Origin of the sequence: Microcoleus sp. PH2017_34_RAT_O_A, from assembly GCF_020737885.1 — a bacterium.
Classification (GTDB): Bacteria; Cyanobacteriota; Cyanobacteriia; order Cyanobacteriales; family Microcoleaceae; genus Microcoleus.
Window position 1 is genome coordinate 50,740 of sequence record NZ_JAEQDD010000009.1, and the last position, 16,296, is coordinate 67,035.

The window sequence follows — 16,296 nt, forward strand, 5'->3', positions numbered from 1 at the left end:
GAAGCATATCTATTTAATTGTATCAAAATTAAGGACGAAATAACATGATTAAAAGTTGGCAAAAAGTTGCTGTTGCTGCTGCTACCATTCTGGGATTGGGGGCGACAGCAGTCAAATCAGCCGAGGCTGCATCAGTGAAATTAACTTTTTTTCAAGGCCTGGATACTCCTGTAGCTGTAGGCTCTTTCAGCTATGATGAATCGACTCCTTATGAAGCTATTTTTCCGTCAACAATGTTGGGAAAACCTGCTTTAGAAATTAAGGCTAGCGATAAATGGTTTGTCGTAAAGGACTTTGCTGTAACTTTATTCGGGCTGTCGTGGAACTTGTCCCAGGCTAGCTTTGACAGAGCTAATATACTTTCACCTTTGTTGTGGGCACCGTTGGATCCACGATCTCAATTAAAAGTTGTTACGGCAAGTTTTTTCCCTTTCGGTTCCGCAGAACCTACAGTATGGGGAAATTGGGTATTTGGAAATATACGAAGACTTCCAAATCTGGCAATATTTGGGAATAGTCAGGGGCCAGAAGGCAGTATGAGCTGGCAGCAAAATGGTGGTGTCCTATCAAACGGAATGTACCTCCACAGCGGATATGTAATAGCAGAGGAAGTAAAACCAGGCTCTGAAAACTCTGAGGCTGTTCCCGAACCTGCAACAATTGCAGGTTTAACTCTGGCAGCCGCCGGCTTGGGAGCGGCAAAGAAAAAGTTTGGAGCATCGAAAGTCTAAAATCGAAATGGGCCCACCTGTGCCCGAATGATAATTGCCGTGATATTGTCATGACCGTTGCGTTTGTTGCCCAGTTCAATCAAGTCGGCAACTCCCTCGTCGAGATCGGCTTGGGGATTGAACAGAGGTGCGAGAGTTTCACGCCAGTGAGTTTCTAACAAATCATTATCTGTCAAACCGTCGGAAGCCAAAATCAATAAAGTATCTTCGGACAAGTCTAAAAACTGCACGTCTGGCTTGAGAAAATTGCCGTCTCGCGGGCCAATGGCTTGAGTTAGTTGATAGGCGTCGGGACGGGAATAAGCAGTTTCGGCGTCAACCCCGCGCTTAATTTCGCGCTGGCCTACTTCGTGATCTGAGGTGATTTTTTCTAGTGTCTGTCCCTTTCGGAGTCGGTAGAGACGACTGTCGCCGACGTGAGCAACGGCGAATTTGGTGTCTTGAACTAAGACTGCGACTAGGGTTGTACCCATGCGGCCGATGCCAGAGCGACCGTCCTTTTGATTGATTTCAAAGATGGCTTTGTTGGCTAGCAGCACTCCCTGCCGAATGGTATCAGGCTCGGGTAGTTGATTTTCCCAACTGGTTTGGAAGAATTCCCTGAGGGTTTCAGCGGCTAATTGACTGGCTACTTCTCCGCTGTCGTGTCCGCCCATCCCGTCGCAGAGAATGTAAAGCCCTTTGGTTTGAAAGATGCGACCGAAGGAGGTTTCGAGTTTGTTAAGCTGAGTCCAGATGCTGAAAAAGTCTTCGTTGTGCTCGCGGGTGCGGCCGACATCGGTGAGACCTGCGTCTTCTAAACTGTAAATCTGGACGGGCATGGGCTGGGTTAAGACTTCACCAACAACTTCGGGGGGCGAGTTGTCGGGGATGTCTGTTTGGAAACGGGTGGGGGTTAAGGTTGGTGAAGGTGCGGATTGGAGTTCGAGGGGAACGGTTTCCAGGCGCGATCGCAATTCTTCTATTGTGGTAATCTCGCCTCTGTACATTTGTTGCAGCAGTTCGAGCAAGGCGCCAAACTGAGTGCGCTCGGACTGGTTAAATATCGCCTGCCACAATTGCCCCAAATCTACCAGTTGCAGGTTTGAACCGGCGGGTTCGGGATAGAGGTATTGCAACCGCAAAGAGGCAAAGGAAAAGGAAGAGTCGGGATTGACCCGCAAATTTGTTAGTTCCAACAAGCTTTGGCGGCAGCGCCAGGGTTCGAGGGCCGCCCAAAGTTCGGTCATTTCGTGCAGCCAGTACACAATTTGCTGGGTGGAAGTTTCGGGTTGACTCCAGCGTTCTACCAGCAGCGGCCATTGCGAACAGTCTTCTAGCAGCAGCACGGCCTGTTGGTTGTCTGACCAGCTATCGTGAATGACTGGTAGGTTGTGAGAGAAGTGCCACCGCAGTGCCAGATAAGGTTCGGCTATGCCTTGGCAAAGTTCTGCTAAGGCGGAATTGGTCGCATTTTCTCCGGCTTTGATTGCTGCGGTGTAGGGGGATGTGCGTTTGGCGACGCTGGCAGAGTTGGCTGCTAGCATTGCTTTGAGGGGTGACATTTGCAGCGGCTGACAGTCCAATACTGTTGCTGATACTGTGTCTGAGGGTTTTCTTGCTGGCAAGGTTTCTAGGAGTTGGTAGCGCTGTTGGCTGTCTAAATAAGCTCCTGTTGGCTGGGAAGGGATTAAATATTCGGAATAGGGGGCGGAGATTTTTGGGGATGGGGGAGATGCGCCCTCGGGGTTCTCTGTTGCTTCCTGGGTTTGTTCTGGCGGTGGTGCGGCCGTGAAATTGTTGTCAGATGGGGTTATTTCGCGCTCTGGTGTTGTAGTAGAGCTTTTTTGTTCTGTTTGAAAGGATTCGGTGGCGATCGCCCCCACGACAATTTCAGCGCCACTAATTTCTGGGCTGCTGGATTCGGCCGCATCAAGTTGTGGAGAATCGGCGGTAATTTCTGTTTTAATGGTGTCTGCGATCGATTGGGGAGAGTTTTGGGCCGATCGGGTTTCTGGAAAATTGTCGGTTTTTTGTGTAAGCTCGGCTGATGGTATAGTTGACTGCTCTAGCTGGACTGCTGGAAGGTTCGATCGACCGCAGATAATCGCCCGCCACACTTGACCTGTTGTGACGCCACAATTCTGACATAATTCGGCGCTAACAGCGACTTGGGTTCCGCATTGGTGGCAAGCTTTGTAAGTTAGGGAATTTCCGCATTGTTGACAAAACTTGTTTAGATTGGGATTTTCAAATTGGCAGCGGGGACAGAGGAGCATAGGGGTTTTATATTGGAGATGTGCGATCGAGTGAAAGCGGTGGGGGAGTTTTGGGTTTGGGGTGGTAAGTTATGGGTTTTGAGTTTTGGACGTGACTCGCAACGGATAACTGCCATTGCCCTATGCCTTATTTTACCGGCATCGATTCAGAACTAAGATATTTCTTAAAACTGAGATGTGGCCTCCACGTCAGGAATCAGCCCTGGGAGGGAGAGGGGGAGAATGGGGAGAATGGGGAGAGGGGGAGAGGGGGAGACGGGGAGAATGGGGAGAGGGGGAGAATGGGAGACGGGGAGAGGGGGAGAATGGGGAGAGGGGGAGAATGGGGAGAATGGGGAGAATGGGAGAGGGGGAGAGGGGGGAGACGATTGAGATATACAATTTAAATTGAGTAAAGCTTGGAAACATTTCCTATCTAAGATTTTGCGTGCTGGCCCCACACTAAAAGTTATCAGGTGAGTGGAACAGGCATCTTGCCTGTTACGGAAAAAAGTGCAAGGTCTCAATTAGAAGAGAGTGTCTGTATAATCTTCTTCTTGGAAAATGGTCTCTCGGGCGATCGACACAATGGTAGAAAGAGGTACTTCACAGAAATATTTTCGCCGGAATTGTTCTTCCCAGACTGCTGCTAGGAATTGCGCTGCATAACGGGCGGCGATGGGGGAATTTGGCACTAAGAATTGAGTTGAGGGGCTAGAGAATAAGGGTTTGGAGGTATGATCTCCGATTTCTCTGGCTTCGGGTTGTCTGGTGATGTGAAAAGCCCGATCGCGATAATTGACTTTGAAACCCAGATGTTTTAACGTTGTGAATCCAAGTTGCAGCGAGGTGTCGCTGATGCCGAGTTTTTGGCTTAGTTGCTGTCTGGTGACGGGTTTGTTGGTGCGGCTGAGGTATTTGGCGATGCCGATTAGCTGTTGGCAGATTTGCTGCGGCGGTAGCAATGGGGGTAAAGTATAGGCGATCGCGAGTTTTTTCTGAGTGTGCTGTGCTTGCCGAAACCAGACGCGCAATTCGTCCCAGCTTGCGGGGCATTCTTTGAGGATAATCGAGTTTTCGCGATCGAGCATTGCTGAATTGTCCGCTAGATTTTCTGGCAGCCTTTCCGATTCCAAGTGTGTGCTAATAACTGCTAGCAACTCTTCATTATTATTATTTATCTTGCGCCAGTCCAATATCCAATCAATTTTAGTCTGCGAACTAACTTGTTTGTCATCCGTGCGTTCCCGCACTGCTATCAACCGCACTTCATAGTTCGACGTATAAGTATTGAAATCGAGTTCGACAGTCGCATCGCACCGCCCTTCGGGAACTTCATCTCGGTAATGTCCCCACCAAATGCCGGGAAATCCTGCATGACTAGATTCATCCCAAATTTCAAAAGAAGTTTTGATATACTTCACTTCTTTTCCCTGTGGATCTTTAATATTCCTATTGTAGATATTCTTAAACCAGCAATTTTCAATCAGCAATTTTGGTGCGGGATTGCCCATGCCGCAGGGTTCAAGCAATTTCAGTTCTTGAAATAACTGTTTGCCTAATTCCGCGACAGTAATTTTTAAGTCCGCTAGAACAGGTGCCGCTGTCAAACTATCTGTGCTGTATTGTTGTCGCAGTTGCTGATTGACAGCATCCGTAAATAGCGGGATATTTTCAACTGGGAGACTCAAGCCAGCCGCAAAGGGATGACCGCCGAATCTATCCAATAAATGCGCTTGGTCTTTGACTAATTGGTAAAGGTCGATTTGATTGGCGGAACGGGCAGAACCGCGGGCAATTTTAGATTTGGGATGTTGGATTTTAGATTGAGAAAGTGTTTCTGAATCGGAGTCAAAAGAATCTATAAATTTAGTTTCTGGAATACTTTCTTTGATTTCTTCGCTTCCTTCCGTGCAGAATAAAATTACCGGGCGGCCGTATTCTTGGGCGATTTGTCCCGCCACTAATCCTAATACTCCTACGGGCCATTGTGGGTCACTGAGGACGATGACGCTGGTGGTTGACAAGTCTAGTTTGGCTAGTTTTTCGGCGGCATCTTTGGCCACATCTTTTTGCAAAGATTTGCGTCTGGTGTTGGCAATTTCGGTTAGATTTGCTAGTTCTTCGCAGCGTTTTTTGTCCCGGCTGGTGAGGAGTTCTACGCAGAAGCTGGCGGATCCTTGAATGCGACTGACGGCGTTGATTCGGGGGCCGAGGCCGAAGGAAATGTCGGTTGGGCGATCGCCCGCTCGTTTGCACAGTTCGAGCAATTTTGCAACTCCCGGACGGGTGGGATTTGTGATTTGTTTTTGCAGTTGTGCGATGCCGAGTTGTGCTAGGTAGCGACAATCTCCTGTAAGTTGGACTAAATCGGCAATTAAGCCGATCGCCACTAACTCCAATAAATCGGTCAGCGGTCGTTGCGGAATATCCGGCAATGTGTGGTATAGTGCTTCGATTAATTTGTAAGCTACCGCAACGCCGGACAGGTTAAACAGTTGGTGGTTGGGCGAAAAGTACCGGGGATTGATGATTGCCGTCGCTGGAGGGCGATCGTCCGGTAATGTATGGTGATCGGTGATAATTGTATCAATATTTAAGCTGGTAGCATATTCGATTTCCGCGATATTTGTGCTGCCAGTATCGCAGGTAATAATTAAGCTAATTCCAGATTTATGTAAATTGTTTATTCCGGGAATATTAAGACCGTGAGATTCTGTTAATCGGTTGGGAATGTAATAAGTTAGTTGGTCATTTTGAACAAAAAACTCTCCCAATCCGTCCCAAAGTACCGAAGTTGAGGTAATGCCGTCCGCGTCGAAATCTCCCCAAATTGCAACTTTTTCGGCGCTGTTTCTTGCTTTCTGAATTCTTTCTATCGCCCAGTTCATTTCTAGTCCGAATTCAAACGGACTTGCTGGTTGGTAAAGTTTGGGATTCAGGAAACCTGGTATTTCTTCCGGGTTTTGAATTCCTCTATAATAGAGAAGTGCAGCGGCATAGTTTCCGGGTAATTCTGGCGCGTGATTTCTGACAGCTTGTATCAGCCAATCAGGGGGTTGGGGTAAGGGTTGATTTTGCAATTCTTGAAGTAGTTGTGTCATAGGTTAATTCATTAATTAAAGTAGGGGCGGGTTCACCAAAAATCTTTAATTCAAATCGACAATATCTATAAACCCGCCCCCACCCAGCGATAGTCCAAAGAGTTTGGATAGTCAAAGGTTATGTTAAATAGATATTTCCTCAATTATAGCAAGATTTGGCAACCAATTTGTGGGAGTTTCTGCTGGAAGATTTGATGAGGAAGCTTTGGAATTTTGGGTGCGGTTGCAGCGAGTGGCGAATTGACAGGAATCGCAAAGATTGGAACTAATTTGTACTTGGGGGAAGAATTCGCCACCTTCGGTATAGCGCTGTCGCCAGTCGGTTAGCTGCTGCAATATTTGGGTTAAATCTTGTTTTGTGCGATCGTGTTCTATTTGATTGTAGGAAAATGTGAGTTTTTGTGGCGGTTCTTCTCCCTGCAATTGTACAAACCAGTATGTCATAGAAACTTGTTCTGGGGAATAGTCGCTAGTTTCTACTAGAACGTATAAATAGAGTCGGGTTTGCCAACTTTCGGCTATCCATTTTGATTTTTGAGGGCGGGGATAGGTTTTCCAGTCGAGAATTTTGGCAGCGTTTGGTTCGGCTATTAGCAAATCATAGATAACGGTGAATAGGTAGTCTTGAAAAATCAAGATGCGGGGGTGTTCGGCTTGGCGGAAAATTTGGTCGCTATTTTCTGAATTCGCAAAGAGTTCGGGGGCGGCGTTGATAAATGCTGCCACACATCGTCCTAATTCTGGGTCTTGTTGGGTGATGGATTCAATCGACAATCCTAGTTCTCGCTGCTGCATCAAAAGGTGAAAGTGGCTACCCCATGTGAGTTTTTCTTTGTGTTCAGGGGAGGCGGTGCTTGCGAGTAGTTCTAGGTAGCTATGCTGGAATTTGCGGGGGCATTCTTCAAGGATTTTGAGTTGGGTTTGGGAGAGTCGCAGCATTTTTGAGGTGTGATTTTTTTGAGTTTGTGGGTAAGGTTTTGTTATGTAAATTATGAAAATTATTAATTCTTCCGACTGCGAAATCATCTATTATTTTTAGATAGATTTACTTCAATCATCAGCATCAATAAATAGGGCTGACAAATCTCGATAACCACTGACAAATCGAAAGATTTCTACATCCTGTCCGATTGGCATATAGAGTATGAGATAGTTATCCATCGGGAGACTGCGTAGGCCTGGTAAAATCTCGTCTCGTTGTCGTCCAAGCTTGGGAAACTGAGCAATTTTGGCAAATTTTTCGTCAAGCTTGCTTAAAAAGCGATCGGCTTTATCGAGTCCCGATTGACTAGCGATGTAGTCTGCAATTTGCTCGATATCTTGAATTGCGGGTTGAGTGAGGCGAAATTTTGGAGTCATGCTTCTGATGAAGTGTAGCGCGATGCCTACGGTTGGCTACGCCTACGCAAATTAGCGCGGATTTGTGCCATTGCGGTTGCACCGTCTACGACTTCACCGCATTGGGATGCTTGCTGGCCTAACAGTGCGTCTCGTTGGAGTTCTTGTAGTCTTCCTTGATAAATGTCTTCCTGTTGTTCAAGTAGTTGAATGGCTGCGAGGATAACTTCGATCGCACTTTTGTATTTGCCAGTCGTGAGTTGACGCTGCACGAGGGCTTCGACTTCAGGTGACAAAACAATTTGCATGGCGTTGGAGAGAAGAAGTGTTGATTATATTGTAGGCGATTCGCGATCGGAATAGCTGCGATCGCGCTTCTGTTAGATTTTTCGGATGAACGGGGCTCTTAGTTTATTCACTCAATACCGAATAACTTTATTGTTTGATTTATGAGTAATATTGACGCTTCATAAAAATACGAAAAATTGATTGATCGCAGTCACATTTGGTAGAAAATTTATGTAACATCACTTTTATCGGAAGATGTCCAGGTGGAGCTGTTAGAGAGTATTTAATATCAGAGTAATATATCCAATCATCCTTCAAGTACCAGCCAACACGCTCATCAAACTCCTTATAACCCTGACCATAAAAGATTCCATAATCGTCAGTATCATTACGAACAATACTTTCCAAAATCTGCTTTTGCACGCTAAATCCAAACCGTCCCTTGCTATGTTCTAGCCACAGCTTATTTATATTTCTGAGTTCTGTACCCGGTAATTTTTCAACATCATTGCTAGATAAGCAATTGTACAAAAAAGCATCTAATACTGATAGATTAGGGAGTTTTTCTAATGGTCGTTCTATTTTTTCTTTCCCTAATAGGTTGAATATAAGTTTCTCTGTTTCCTCGTCAGCTTCTTTCCATTTTCTAGCTTGGAGCAAGCTATCTAACTTAGAATACATTCCCCCAACCACTTCAACGGATTTAGCAGAAGAGGTATATTGAGAAGCAGCATATTTAATAACTTCTCTAGCTGCATCAGCTTCATTATTTATTCGAGGAGACGTATTACTTAAAGACTTTCTCCACTTAAACAGTCTTTTTTTGACTTTCGGATTACTTCGGGCTTTTTCTTCTAAATCTTGAGCTACTTGCATCTCAGCTTTTTCCGCACTGTATCCCTTGTTTTTAAGTTGATTTACAACGTCACGAAACTCTGCGACTACTTCAGATAATTCCTGATTGGTGTTAATGTAACAACCTTGTATTTCTATATAGTCTCCTTGGATATAGTTGCCCTGAATAAATTCGTTATAATTACCAAAACCCATGTGAATATTGCGATCGCCAGTTTTGCGATTGTCTTCTAACTTCACTTTTGATTCTTGTGGAGTATTAGCACCTAAATCCCATAAAAGTTTAGAAATTCCAAATGCTACAAGGCTAATTGCCAACCTAGTTAGAGTCAGAATGCCCGTGCCAACAATTGCACAACTTATTAGTCCGAGTAATACGCTAAATAAATAATATCGTTGCTTTTTACTTCCTGGCAGCCTAGATATTAAAATACTGAATCTCTTAAATATTTGTCTTGTTTTACCTATCATTAATTTAGCGAAATAAGCTTTTATGCATTAATATTTAAATTCTAGGGTAAGCAGGATGCCCACCCTACAAAAGTTTGAATAAACAGGGCTGTCCATATTAAATACGCGACAGCTTATCTGTCCTTCACAGAGGAATACCTAATAATCCTAGCGCTAGCTTGAATACCCCTACCGCTGCTTCACCGATCAGACCATTGGCAGCACCATCAAGTAAATACTGTCTCAACTTGACTAAGTTGCTTCTAAATTGAGAATCATTATTAACTTGAGATACTAAGTCGCTAGCGACTTTCTGCTGAGCATCCTGTAGAGTGTACCCCTGTGTTTGAAGTTGAGTTAATAATTCTTTAATTTGAGCAGTTACTTGAGATAAGTCCTGACCCATATTTATGAAATTGCCTTGTATATAATTGCCTTGGATTGATTCGTTATAGTTACCAGAACCCATGTGAATATTGCGATCGCCAGCCATATCTATGTCTCCTTAAATTTGATACCTGTGAATAGATAATTAGAGAGTATTATACTTGATTTCTAAAAATTATGCCAGTATCCTACTCATAATCTCTGTCCCAGTCAATGATGGCGAACAATATTATATGTTTTAATTCTGGCTTAAAGCGCGGAAAATTTTGAGAAGCATTAAGGGCGATCGCTTATTCTTCACCCCAAGCACTTAAAAACTCAACTTGATTGTACATTTCCTCTGCGGATTTACTAGCTATAATTTTTACCAAGCGACGCAATTGTTCCCCAACTGAATAATTCTGCTGTCCCAAGATTATCCCCATATGTTCTTCCCCTTGGGTGTTCAAATCAGTATGCAATCGATAAAAATCCCTAGTATTAAAGCTATAGGTTACTCGATGATTTTTATTAGCCCAATACAAAATTTCTTCATCCCTGCGAGACAGCATTCCTATTTCTGCAACAGAAATAACATCAACACTCCGCAGGCGTAGAGCATCAAGCAGAGCCGAATTCATAGCATCTTCGTCTAGCAGCAGTAGAATAATGCTCATGGATTTGTCTTCAGGTTTTTGTAGTGTAACTCTGCTAACTGTTCGTAAGCTGCTTGTTCCTCTGCTAAATCTGTATCAATCTCTGCTCGATTAGCATGATAATACGTTAAAGCTGCATAAACTTGTGCGATCGATAAGTGAGTCATCAGCCTAGCAATTTCTTCCGCACTATTACCCTGCTTGTACAAAACGGCGATGCGGCGGACAGAAGTACCAGTTTCAGCAATAATGGGACGGCCGCCTCGAAGGTTGCGATCGCGGATAATTAAAGTCCCGATGTCTACTACAGTTGTTGTTGTCATACATTTTTTCAATTCAATTAACTTGATTATATAGATTTATTCTGAAAATGTCTAAGTGTTCATGCCCCTGACGCTTCTATTCTAGCGAGAATTGCTTAAAAATTTGAGAAGTCTTAAGAGCGATCGAACTCAATCAAACATCACAAAATCACTCTTTTGTCAACACAAAGACACTCCCTTCATTACCGCGCCCGATGCGTAAATCGCTATCCAAATAAGTAACATCTAGCCATCCCTGCTGTTCGCGAGTATCTAACCCAAAATCTACAGCAGCGAATTTTTTTCCCGACTCAATTTCATTGATATATTTAGCAGGAGATTCATAGCCGATTAACCTGCTTAAACCCAAAATCGATCGCTCAAACTTCACCTGCACTCGCCGTTCCGAAGTCGCCTCAAATCTGGCGGCTACGCTGACTATTCCTTCTAAGTAAGGCAAGCCGTAAAGTTCGGCAATGTTGTAAATTTTGGATTCTTTGACGCGGATGGATTGATAAATTTGACCCAATTTCAACAACGGAAAACCGTCAAGATTCAGCAGGGCGCGACTGCTGGTGTACAACAACCGCCAATCGCCATCTAAAAGTTCTGGGGCTTCTACAGGGCGTGGTGTGGGGTTATAATCTTCCAATTGGGCGATCGCACTTAAGATCGCCTGTTTGTCGTTTGGAGTCGCCAGCAAACCGCGATTCTTACCAGCAATTATCTCTAATAGTGCAGATTTTTTAAGCATAAGTTGACAGTTGACAGTTGACAGTTGACAGTTGTCGGTTCGTAGGGGCGGTGGATGGTGCGGGCCCGCCCTCTTAGTTGTCAATAGTGATTAGTGATTAGTTATTAGTTATTAGTATACCAATAACTCATAAAAAACACCCAGCGACTGCATCTGGTTTTGGCAAATAATATATCTGTAGGGGCGAAGCATGACCGCAGTCCATATGGGATGATAACTAATAACTTATATGCGGTCATGCTTCGCCCTCTTCACTAATCAAATGCACCCCAACCAGCAATCAATGCCCGATGCCCCATGCCCGATGCCCTATGCCCAATTCCCAATTCCCAATTCCCAATTACCCATTCCCAATGACTAAAACACCAAATTTCACAAGATAGAGTAGCGTCCGATAGAGGTATGCTGATTCTTGCTCGTTTGTTGCATAACGCCTGAGAACTTCCCCGACGTTGAGAGAACCCTTTTGCTCGATCGCATTCAACATCTCTATCTGAACTTTAACAGAGATTCTGCGGTCTTGACCGAAGCTCGTAAACCAAATTGTGTGCAACTCTCTCAACAGTTCCGGTGTGGCGATCGCACCGAGACTCAAGATCGTATCATCGGTTAAAGTTCTAGTCGCATAATGACCCAACACCCGAAACGGATCGTCCCCCAGCGGATAAGGTGGCTTCCCGGCTTTTGCAGGTGCAGACTCTGGTGCAGAAACCCTAATTTCTGCTAATTCCCGCCACAACTGTTCGTAAGCAGCAATTACTACTTTCCAATCATAAATATCTCTCGCCCTTTGTCTCGCACTTTCACCCATCCGCCTTCTCAATTCCGGGTTTTCAATTAATTTGCACAAAGCGCGGGTGCAGGCGTCAATATCAACTGCTGTGGCTAGGGAAGTGTGACCCATGTAAGTCGGCCAATTCAAACTCCCGTCGAGATAATTTAGCGCTAAATCTAAACAAGCTTCTGGGGGCGGGATGAGTGTGGGAATGCGGAAGCCGTCGATTTCGTGCCGTACTGATTCTTTGTATCCGTTCCAGTCGGAAACAATTGCCGGCAGTCCGTTGGCCATTGCTTCAATGGGTGTTAGTCCGAAGGTTTCTTGAATGTTGTCGGACAGCGAAATAAAAATATCGGAGGCAGACCAAATATTAACTCTAATTTCCGGCTTTCTGCCATCTACAAAAATAGCATTCACCGACGGACAAAAGATTTTCGCGCTATTTTTAAAGTCGGGTTCTTCTCTCGGATCTTCGATCCAACCGGCTTGAATTAAGTGGATTTTCGCCTTTGTTTGTTGGGCGGCGCGCTCCAAGGCGATGTACATTGGTACCGGATGAGCTTTGGCAGAGAAAGTCAATCGCCCGACAAATAGCACGACTATATCGCCCGGAGAAATGCCGAGTTCTTGTCGTTGTCGATCGCCCACCCGGACTGCTTCCACACCCTGCGGAAACGCGCTGCAATCCACTCCTAGGGGAATAACTGGCAATTTCACCAAAATTTCGGGTTGACCGCCGTTGCGCTGCGCTAAATATTCAGACCACTCCCTCAGAACTCCTTCTACTGTGTTTTTCACGGCATTAGAGGTGCAGATCAGGGCGTCCCAAGGTTGAACCGGTGCAGTTATCAAATTGCCGATCGACTCCATGACATACTTAGTTGCGATCGTATGGGTAACGCCACAAACGCTGTAAGCCCGCTGATTGACAAATCTGCGCCCCCAAACCATATCGGCAAGGGCGGGATCGGGTCGATAGATTGTACCTGGTTGAGATAGCAAATCTAGTCGATCCGTCGAAATCCAGCGGACTTTCCGAGGTTGTTGCAGCCACGGTTGGATGCGCGAACAAAACTCCTTAAATGTTGCTTCGCTGTCTGTGCAGCAGTAGAGAGAGTCAGCAGTACCGTGTTGGACTAAGCTTTTGAGAAATCCTTCTCCGGCTGAATGACGCCCCAGAAGTCTTTTCCCTCCGGTGTCGTAACCGTCTTTGTGGTATAAAATCGCCGCTGTTATATCCATCCTGAGATTTATTGTTCGAGAATTGGTTGAAGAAGGTAAAAGGCTTTCACCATAAGGCTTTGACGCAAAACCAGGAAACTGTTTTAACCCAACCGCTGGCTGGCCCAGTGTCCCGCGATACTTTCAAAAACGATCGCCTCAGATTACAATACTTATGGCTAAAGAGGGATTGGCAATATCGGATTTTAATGTTATCCTGGCGCCCATGATTGGGGGCGATCGCCCGAACCAGTCAGCCATCCTATCCGATCCGGAACCAAAGAGTGTCTGTGGTATAATGCCTTAGCTCTGCTAAATGCCCGATTTGCAAGTGTTCGATGGAAGGAGCAGTCAGTCGGCACAACATTAGTTCTACTCGATCTCGATCGCGTCTTTGTCTTTAGAAACCGATAATCATGTACAACCCATCTCTGCGTCAAATACCTCGCCACTTACCTGCCGATGTAATTCCATTAAAGCAGCAATCTTCTCTTTTAGACTGGTTGGAATCTAACAATCGCCTCTTAGCAAGGGATGTCCAAGAACCCGACTATCTGCACGAAGAAGAAATTTCCGAGTTGATGGCAGTTGACGACAGTCCTTACGATGATTTAGAAGAAGAAGCAGAAGATGATGCGGGTGTAGGCGACGAATAACTGTAGAATGGTAAGTCGATTTTAGATTTTAGATTTTAGATTCACTTGCAGCTTCGTGAATAACCGGAAGCCGAACTTGAGTCTAAAATTTGGGGAGAATCGATTACTGAAGTTTAGGGCTTGTAACGTTTTTGGCTGGTCAACGAATCAACCAGAAACAGGGAAAAAAAACCAAGAGATTTCCCAATCTCCTGTATCCCACCCTATTCTCGAATTGTCAAATGCTTATTCTCAAATGGTGTGTGTTGAGGAGTGATATGGATAACTTTGTGGATGAGAAAATCCCTTTTACTATGCCTTTCAAACTTACAGGCAGGAATTTATTCCTGCTGCTGGGTTTGGGACTCGGCATTGTAGCGATCGGTTTAGATGTAGCAGCGGGTAGATTTTTGGATGCGCCTGCATCGCTATTTATGCCACTAGCTGTTTGTGCTCTCATTGCATCGGGTTTAGGTTATCTGGTTGTGCCCGTACTCCAGCAACTGAAAGCCGGACAAATAATTCGCGAAGACGGCCCCCAAGCCCACTTAAAAAAAGCGGGAACGCCGACAATGGGAGGCATATTTTTTGTGCCAGCAGGAGTCGTAGTAGCATTACTTTGGTCGAGATTTAACTCAGATGTTGTTGCCGTATCGGCTTTAACTTTAGCTTACGGTTTCATCGGCTGGCTCGACGATTGGCAAATTCTCCGTCGCAAGTCGAATAAAGGTATTTCACCTCGGATGAAATTGGCTTTGCAAGTAGGTTTTGCAGCTCTTTTTTGTCTGTGGTTGATGTTCCACAATCCAACTATTTCTACGAACATTGCTTTGCCTTTCGGTTGGGTATTGCCTTTAGGTTTCTTGTTTTGGCCGCTAGCTGGTTTTGTGTTAGTTGCCGAAAGCAATGCTACTAATCTTACCGACGGCGTTGATGGTTTGATGGGAGGTTTAGGTGCGATCGCACTTTTGGGATTAGGTGCATCTGTAGCATCAACTTCGCCAGAATTAATGATATTTTGTGTCTGCATTAGCGGCAGTTGTTTCGGTTTCTTAGCTCACAACCGCAATCCAGCCCGGGTATTTATGGGCGATACAGGTGCGTTGGCTTTGGGCGGTGCTTTGGGTGCGGTAGCTTTATTAACAAATAGCCTTTGGATATTATTAATAATCAGTGGGATTTTCTTGATTGAAACAGTGTCAGTAATTGCTCAAGTGGCTTATTATAAAGCTACAAAAGGCCCTGATGGCATTGGCAAGCGTCTTTTAAGAATGGCTCCCCTGCACCACCATCTAGAACTCTGCGGCTGGTTGGAAACTCAGGTGGTTGGTATCTTTTATTTAACTAACGGGGTGTTAGTGTTAATGATTTTGATGTTGGCTGGCAACAGTTAACAGCGGATTAGTAACAGACTTTACAGCATATGTAGCTGATATTTACAGCCATGTTGAAAAACAAATAAGATGCCCGTTACACAAGAACTTCATGCAGTTGTGGAACGGGCATCTTGCCCGTTTTAGATAGAATAAAAAAACAGGTAAGATGCCTGTGCTACTAATATTAAATCTAGCTAAATCACAGGCTTTCCGGCCTGTGCCACTAATATTAAATCTGTTGTGGAACAGGCATCTTGCCTGTTCCAAGCTCATAAGCTAAAATGATGATATAGCCTTTATCAGAAAGATGAGGTATGACTATAAATGGAGTTTTTGATGCGACCTCGCTTACTATATAATAAATATAAGAGGGCTCCCATCCCAACAACGTACCTCACTTTTTTGAGAACCGCTATAATAGCCCCAGTTAATGCAATGGAACTTAAAAAAAGACAGGGCAATATTTGGATAATTGCTTCATCTGCCAGCATTCTATTGCTAACTGTGAGTTCCTTTTTTTACTGGAAACTTGTTAGACTGGGTTATGCTGTTCCCATTCCCTACATTTTAGATGTTTTTTGCTTAAGTAATTGTCCGGCTGATGAGTTAAATGTTTTACATACCCAATTACCACCAGATAATTTATTCAACTACGGCAAACCCCTATCACAAATTTTAGGCGAACCGGATAAGTTAGATAAAAATAGAATTTCCATCCTGGTGGAAAAATCAAAATACAGATTGACTGTCTATGAAAACAAAAAGCCTGTCAAATCTTATCCTGTTGTATTTGGCAGCAATCCCGCAGGCGATAAACTAAAAGAAGGCGATTCGCGGACGCCGGAAGGAATTTTTAGCATAAAAGATTTTTATCCTCACGCAGCTTGGTCGAAATTTATCTGGCTGGATTATCCCAGCAAACAATCTTGGCGAAAACATATCAAAGCCAAGCAAGCAGGTACAATCAAATGGTACGATAGTATTGGCAGCGAGGTTGGGATTCACGGCGTGCCTGCTAATTCAGAGAAAATTATCAAAGAGCGATCGAATTGGACTTTGGGTTGCGTTTCTCTGGAAAATAAGGATGTTGACGAGTTGTATCAGTTTGTACAAAAAGGTACAGAAGTAGAAATTATTAGATAACTGGTTCGTAGTAAGGACTTTAGTCCTGATTGACTCAACAAGCAGCAGAGAGGACTGAAGTC

At 44.6% G+C, this 16,296-nt stretch carries 15 protein-coding genes; 4 read left to right on the forward strand and 11 right to left on the reverse strand.

What is annotated here, in order from left to right; all coding sequences use genetic code 11:
- Positions 1-44 precede the first annotated feature (44 nt).
- A complete protein-coding gene (locus tag JGK11_RS05355) occupies positions 45-731 on the forward strand; it encodes a PEP-CTERM sorting domain-containing protein (protein WP_293210861.1) in 687 nt (228 codons plus the stop codon).
- Here the strand turns inward: JGK11_RS05355 and JGK11_RS05360 are convergent.
- From JGK11_RS05360 to JGK11_RS05410, 11 genes are all read right to left on the reverse strand, one after another.
- Positions 728-2,989: a serine/threonine phosphatase gene (locus JGK11_RS05360; protein ID WP_293189825.1), complete on the reverse strand. Its 2,262-nt coding sequence runs from the start codon at positions 2,987-2,989 to the stop codon at positions 728-730. The two genes, JGK11_RS05355 and JGK11_RS05360, sit on opposite strands and share 4 nt — an antisense overlap.
- Positions 2,990-3,495: 506 nt before the next feature.
- A complete protein-coding gene (locus JGK11_RS05365; protein ID WP_293210863.1) occupies positions 3,496-6,072 on the reverse strand; it encodes a DHH family phosphoesterase in 2,577 nt (858 codons plus the stop codon).
- A gap of 123 nt (positions 6,073-6,195) precedes the next feature.
- Positions 6,196-7,098: a PD-(D/E)XK nuclease family protein gene (locus JGK11_RS05370; RefSeq protein WP_366053421.1), complete on the reverse strand. Its 903-nt coding sequence runs from the start codon at positions 7,096-7,098 to the stop codon at positions 6,196-6,198.
- 24 nt (positions 7,099-7,122) lie between these two features.
- Entirely contained in the window at positions 7,123-7,431 is a 309-nt protein-coding gene (locus JGK11_RS05375; RefSeq protein WP_293210866.1) for a type II toxin-antitoxin system RelE/ParE family toxin, read from the reverse strand.
- A 26-nt stretch (positions 7,432-7,457) separates the two neighbouring features.
- Positions 7,458-7,718, reverse strand: coding sequence for a type II toxin-antitoxin system ParD family antitoxin (locus tag JGK11_RS05380; protein ID WP_293210869.1), 261 nt, complete (start codon positions 7,716-7,718; stop codon positions 7,458-7,460).
- 139 nt (positions 7,719-7,857) lie between these two features.
- On the reverse strand, positions 7,858-9,024 hold the full coding sequence (locus JGK11_RS05385; protein WP_293210871.1) for a GUN4 domain-containing protein: 1,167 nt from the start codon (positions 9,022-9,024) through the stop codon (positions 7,858-7,860).
- 124 nt (positions 9,025-9,148) lie between these two features.
- Entirely contained in the window at positions 9,149-9,496 is a 348-nt protein-coding gene (locus JGK11_RS05390) for a hypothetical protein (RefSeq protein WP_293210873.1), read from the reverse strand.
- Between the two features lie 184 nt (positions 9,497-9,680).
- The gene (locus JGK11_RS05395) at positions 9,681-10,046 is read right to left on the reverse strand and encodes a DUF5615 family PIN-like protein (RefSeq protein ID WP_293181999.1); all 366 of its coding nucleotides are present in this window, start codon (positions 10,044-10,046) and stop codon (positions 9,681-9,683) included.
- The gene (locus tag JGK11_RS05400; RefSeq protein WP_293182002.1) at positions 10,043-10,348 is read right to left on the reverse strand and encodes a DUF433 domain-containing protein; all 306 of its coding nucleotides are present in this window, start codon (positions 10,346-10,348) and stop codon (positions 10,043-10,045) included. The genes JGK11_RS05395 and JGK11_RS05400 overlap by 4 nt, the downstream gene beginning before the upstream one ends.
- 148 nt (positions 10,349-10,496) lie before the next feature.
- Entirely contained in the window at positions 10,497-11,081 is a 585-nt protein-coding gene (locus JGK11_RS05405) for a PAP/fibrillin family protein (RefSeq protein WP_293206790.1), read from the reverse strand.
- Between the two features lie 340 nt (positions 11,082-11,421).
- Complete coding sequence (locus JGK11_RS05410) at positions 11,422-13,101, reverse strand: glycosyltransferase family 4 protein (RefSeq protein ID WP_293210875.1); 1,680 nt, start codon at positions 13,099-13,101, stop codon at positions 11,422-11,424.
- Positions 13,102-13,496: 395 nt separating this feature from the next.
- Between JGK11_RS05410 and JGK11_RS05415 the strand changes: the two genes are divergently transcribed.
- From JGK11_RS05415 to JGK11_RS05425, 3 genes are all read left to right on the forward strand, one after another.
- Positions 13,497-13,736 (forward strand): DUF3134 domain-containing protein, encoded by a 240-nt coding sequence (locus JGK11_RS05415; RefSeq protein ID WP_293157481.1) that lies wholly within the window; start codon positions 13,497-13,499, stop codon positions 13,734-13,736.
- Between the two features lie 257 nt (positions 13,737-13,993).
- Complete coding sequence (gene mraY, locus JGK11_RS05420; protein WP_293182007.1) at positions 13,994-15,109, forward strand: phospho-N-acetylmuramoyl-pentapeptide-transferase; 1,116 nt, start codon at positions 13,994-13,996, stop codon at positions 15,107-15,109.
- Positions 15,110-15,526: 417 nt separating this feature from the next.
- Positions 15,527-16,234 carry a L,D-transpeptidase gene (locus JGK11_RS05425; protein WP_293182009.1) on the forward strand — a complete coding sequence of 236 codons (708 nt, stop codon included), beginning with the start codon at positions 15,527-15,529 and terminating at the stop codon, positions 16,232-16,234.
- The last annotated feature ends 62 nt before the right edge of the window (positions 16,235-16,296 follow it).

Excerpts from the sequence above, each read along its gene's own strand:
- JGK11_RS05355 (WP_293210861.1), top strand. The coding sequence starts at position 45 with ATGATTAAAAGTTGGCAAAAAGTTGCTGTTGCTGCTGCTACCATTCTG.
- JGK11_RS05360 (WP_293189825.1), bottom strand. The coding sequence starts at position 2,989 with ATGCTCCTCTGTCCCCGCTGCCAATTTGAAAATCCCAATCTAAACAAG.
- JGK11_RS05365 (WP_293210863.1), bottom strand. The coding sequence starts at position 6,072 with ATGACACAACTACTTCAAGAATTGCAAAATCAACCCTTACCCCAACCC.
- JGK11_RS05370 (WP_366053421.1), bottom strand. The coding sequence starts at position 7,098 with ATGATTTCGCAGTCGGAAGAATTAATAATTTTCATAATTTACATAACA.
- JGK11_RS05375 (WP_293210866.1), bottom strand. The coding sequence starts at position 7,431 with ATGACTCCAAAATTTCGCCTCACTCAACCCGCAATTCAAGATATCGAG.
- JGK11_RS05380 (WP_293210869.1), bottom strand. The coding sequence starts at position 7,718 with ATGCAAATTGTTTTGTCACCTGAAGTCGAAGCCCTCGTGCAGCGTCAA.
- JGK11_RS05385 (WP_293210871.1), bottom strand. The coding sequence starts at position 9,024 with ATGATAGGTAAAACAAGACAAATATTTAAGAGATTCAGTATTTTAATA.
- JGK11_RS05390 (WP_293210873.1), bottom strand. The coding sequence starts at position 9,496 with ATGGCTGGCGATCGCAATATTCACATGGGTTCTGGTAACTATAACGAA.
- JGK11_RS05395 (WP_293181999.1), bottom strand. The coding sequence starts at position 10,046 with ATGAGCATTATTCTACTGCTGCTAGACGAAGATGCTATGAATTCGGCT.
- JGK11_RS05400 (WP_293182002.1), bottom strand. The coding sequence starts at position 10,348 with ATGACAACAACAACTGTAGTAGACATCGGGACTTTAATTATCCGCGAT.
- JGK11_RS05405 (WP_293206790.1), bottom strand. The coding sequence starts at position 11,081 with ATGCTTAAAAAATCTGCACTATTAGAGATAATTGCTGGTAAGAATCGC.
- JGK11_RS05410 (WP_293210875.1), bottom strand. The coding sequence starts at position 13,101 with ATGGATATAACAGCGGCGATTTTATACCACAAAGACGGTTACGACACC.
- JGK11_RS05415 (WP_293157481.1), top strand. The coding sequence starts at position 13,497 with ATGTACAACCCATCTCTGCGTCAAATACCTCGCCACTTACCTGCCGAT.
- mraY (WP_293182007.1), top strand. The coding sequence starts at position 13,994 with ATGGATAACTTTGTGGATGAGAAAATCCCTTTTACTATGCCTTTCAAA.
- JGK11_RS05425 (WP_293182009.1), top strand. The coding sequence starts at position 15,527 with ATGGAACTTAAAAAAAGACAGGGCAATATTTGGATAATTGCTTCATCT.